Genomic DNA, 3,388 nt, shown 5'->3' on the forward strand with positions numbered 1-3,388 from the left:
AGGGCTCCCATTCCCGTGGGGCTGCTTACGCCTCCCAAGGGGTGGGTGAAGAGCAACATCGTTTTGAACAGCGTCAGCACCGTGAGGACTTGTCAACCATCCTCCCGGTCTGTTCTGTCAACGATCATCCCGGTTGCTCACTCCGCGGGCGAGACACACTCCGGCTCCACGCTCCAGGACCGGAGCCCACGACGCAGTTCTCCTCTCCTCGCGAGGAACGAGCGGGGAGAGGCCGGGAGAGGGCGGACCGCTCCCGGCGCGAGCCGTCCGGATGTCCGCGCGCACCCCGCGGAAACGTCCCCCGAAAGTTTGTTCTTGACTCCGGCTCGATGTGCTAGTACACTAGCACGTGCTAGTGTACTAGCAGGTTCTTCACACCGGAGCCGAGATTCCCATGGACGCCAGTCCGCCGCTGGACCTGGGCCGCCGCGAGCGGCAGATCATGGAGGTGGTGTACAGCCTGGGCCGCGCCAGCGCATCCGAAGTGCGCGCCCGGCTGGCCGACCCGCCCAGCTACTCCGCCGTGCGCGCCATGCTGCGCATCCTCGAGGAAAAGGGCCACCTGCAGCATGCGCAGGAAGGCATCCGCCACGTCTACTTTCCCACCGCGAAGCACGAGGACGTGCGCGGGTCCGCCCTGCGGCACATGGTGCGGACGTTCTTCGCCGGCTCCACGGCGGCGGCCATGGCGGCGCTGCTGGAATCCAGCGACGAGCCGCCCAGCGACGAGGAGCTGGACGCGCTGGCCCAGGTCATCCACCAGGCACGGGAGCAGGGACGATGAACGGCATCCTTCCCCCGGGGGCGGAGTGGCTCCCCTTCCTGGCCGCGCTGGCCGCCAAGGCGACGCTCGTCCTGGCCCTGACAGCCCTGGCCGCCGCCCTGCTGTGGCGCGCCTCCGCCGCCGCGCGGCACCTCGTGTGGCTCACGGGCATCGTGGGCGTGCTGGCCCTGCCCGCCTTCTCGCTCCTCCTGCCCCGCTGGGAGGTGCCCGTTCTCCCGGCCGCGTCATCCGCCTCCACCCCGTCGCTCGCTGAGGGTGCGTCCGCCGGGCGGATCGGCGCGCCGGAGACGGTCGTCCCGCGTCCCGCTGTGATGGAGGTGCCTGCGGAGATCGCATCCGCCGATGCGCCGCAGGGACGGACGGCGTGGATGGCGCGCGCGGCGGCCCTGCTGGTTCTGGGCGGGGTGGCCGCGGGGCTGGGGTGGCTGGCGATGGGCTTCTGGGGCGTGGCGCGGCTGGGGCGGCGCGCGGAGGTCGTCCGCGACGCGGAGTGGCTGCACGCCGTCCACGAGTCCGCCGCGCGGCTGGGGCTGCGCCGGCCCGTGCTGCTGCTGCGCGCCCGGGGCGCCGTCATGCCGGCCACGGGCGGCATCGTCTGGCCGTCCGTCGTCATCCCCTCGGGCGCGGACGCGTGGCCGCACGACCGCCGGCGCGCCGTGCTGGCCCACGAGCTGGCGCACGTCAAGCGCTTCGACTGCCTTACCCAGGCGCTGGCGCAGGTGGCGTGCGCCCTGTTCTGGTGGCACCCCGCCGTGTGGTACGCCGCCCGCCGCCTGCGCGTGGAGCGCGAGCGCGCCTGCGACGACCTGGTGCTGGGCACGGGCACGCGCGCGTCGGACTACGCGTCGCACCTGCTGGAGATTGCCCGCACGCACCGCGGTTCGCGGATGGCGGCCCCGGCGCTGGTGAGCATGGCCCGGCCGTCGCACCTGGAGTCGCGCCTGCTGTGGGTGCTGGACGCCGCCCGCAGCCGCGGCGCGCCCTCCCCGCGCGCCACGCTGCTGACGGTGCTGGCCGCCGGCCTGCTCGTTCTCCCCCTCTCCGCGCTCCGGCCCACGGAGGCCAGCGCCCGCCCCGCGTCCGCGCGGGCGGACGGCACGGGCAAGGACGGGGCGGAGAAGACGAAGCCGGATGCCGGCAAGAAGGAGGGGATCGGCGCCCTGGCGGAGCTGCGGGTGCAGGCGCACGCCGAGGCGTCGGCGTCGGCCCGCGCGGCGGCGGACACCTTCCCCGACGACAGCCTGGAGACGCTCATCGCCCTGCGCGCGCTGGGCGTGGACGACGCCTACGTGCGGGACCTGCGCGCGGCGGGCTACGACAACCTGTCCGCCCGGGAGCTGGTGGAGCTGGCCGCCACGGACGTCACGGGCGCCTACGCCGGGGAGATGAACGCGGCCGGCTGGGGACGGCTCACCCCGGACCAGCTGCAGGCGCTGGGCGCCGTGGGGGTGACGACGGCGTGGCTGGGGGAGATGCGCGCCGCCGGCATCCGCCCCGCCACGGCGGACGATGCCGCCGAGCTGCGCGCCCTGGACGTGACGGCCGCGTACGTCCGCGAGCTGGAGCGCGCCGGCCTGCGGGACCTCGCCCCGGCGCTGCTGGGCGTGCTGCGGGCCAGCGGCGTGGACGCGGCGTTCATCGCGGAGATGCGCGCGGCGGGGCTGCGGGACCTGGACGCCGAGACGCTGGCGCAGCTGGGTGCCCTGGGCGTGGACGCGCGGTACATCCGCTCCCTGGAGGAGGTGGGGCTGCGTGGGCTCACGGCCGGGGAGCTGACGGAGCTGCGCGGCCACCACGTGGACGCGGACTACGTGCGCGAGGTGCGCGCCGCCGGCTTCGCGGACCTCACGGCGGACCAGCTGGTGCGGCTGCGCGCCAGCGGCGTGGACCGCGAGCTCATCAACAGCCGCCGGGGACAACAGCCCGCGCGGCCCTGACGGACGGGGGCGCGGTGGATCCCCATCCGCCGCGCCCGCACGGACGGACGGCGGGGCCCGCGCGGCCCCGACGGGACACGAAACCCGACCTTCCTTGCAACGGGAGAACGATCCATGCGCCTTGCAGTCCTGGCGGCCGCCGCCGTCCTGCTCCTTTCTTCCGCCGTCGCGCTCCGGGCGGCCGCCGGCATCCGCACCCACGCCGAACCGCGCCGCGCGTCCCCGATGACGACCCCACGCACCGCCGAGCCCACGGAGGGCACCTGGACCCTGGAGGTCCGCGACGGGGCCATGCACATCACCCTGCTCTACGGCACGGGCACCTGGGGCCGGCCCATCGACCGCGCGGCCCTCGTGGGGCTCACGGACGCGCAGGTCAACGCCGCCGTTTCCACCCCCGTGGCGTTCCGCATCGAGCGCGAGGCGGGCGACTTTGACCTGGAGGGCGCGTTTCGCGAGGGGCGCGGGGCGGGGCACTTTCGCTTTCATCCGGACCGCGGCTTCGTCTCCACCCTGCGCGGGCTGGGCGTGCGCGACGCGGACGGCGTGGAGGACAGGGAGCTGATGGTGATGGCCCTGGGCAACGCCACCGGCGCCGCCCTGCGCGAGCTGGCCGGCCTGGGGGTGAGGCCGGAGACGACGGAGGACGTCATCCAGCTCGCCGTCT

2 protein-coding genes and 1 pseudogene are annotated in these 3,388 nt (G+C 74.8%); all 3 read left to right on the forward strand.

Features of this window, described 5'->3' with window-relative positions; all coding sequences use genetic code 11:
• The first annotated feature begins 394 nt into the window (after positions 1–394).
• Positions 395–784: a BlaI/MecI/CopY family transcriptional regulator gene (locus VFZ20_RS03300; protein ID WP_329682400.1), complete on the forward strand. Its 390-nt coding sequence runs from the start codon at positions 395–397 to the stop codon at positions 782–784.
• Complete coding sequence (locus VFZ20_RS03305) at positions 781–2,721, forward strand: M56 family metallopeptidase (protein WP_329682401.1); 1,941 nt, start codon at positions 781–783, stop codon at positions 2,719–2,721. Before VFZ20_RS03300 ends, VFZ20_RS03305 begins: the two co-directional genes overlap by 4 nt.
• A gap of 114 nt (positions 2,722–2,835) precedes the next feature.
• Positions 2,836–3,388, forward strand: a pseudogene (locus tag VFZ20_RS03310) (hypothetical protein); the annotation flags it as partial.

Source organism: Longimicrobium sp., from assembly GCF_036280135.1.
Taxonomy (GTDB): Bacteria; Gemmatimonadota; Gemmatimonadetes; order Longimicrobiales; family Longimicrobiaceae; genus Longimicrobium.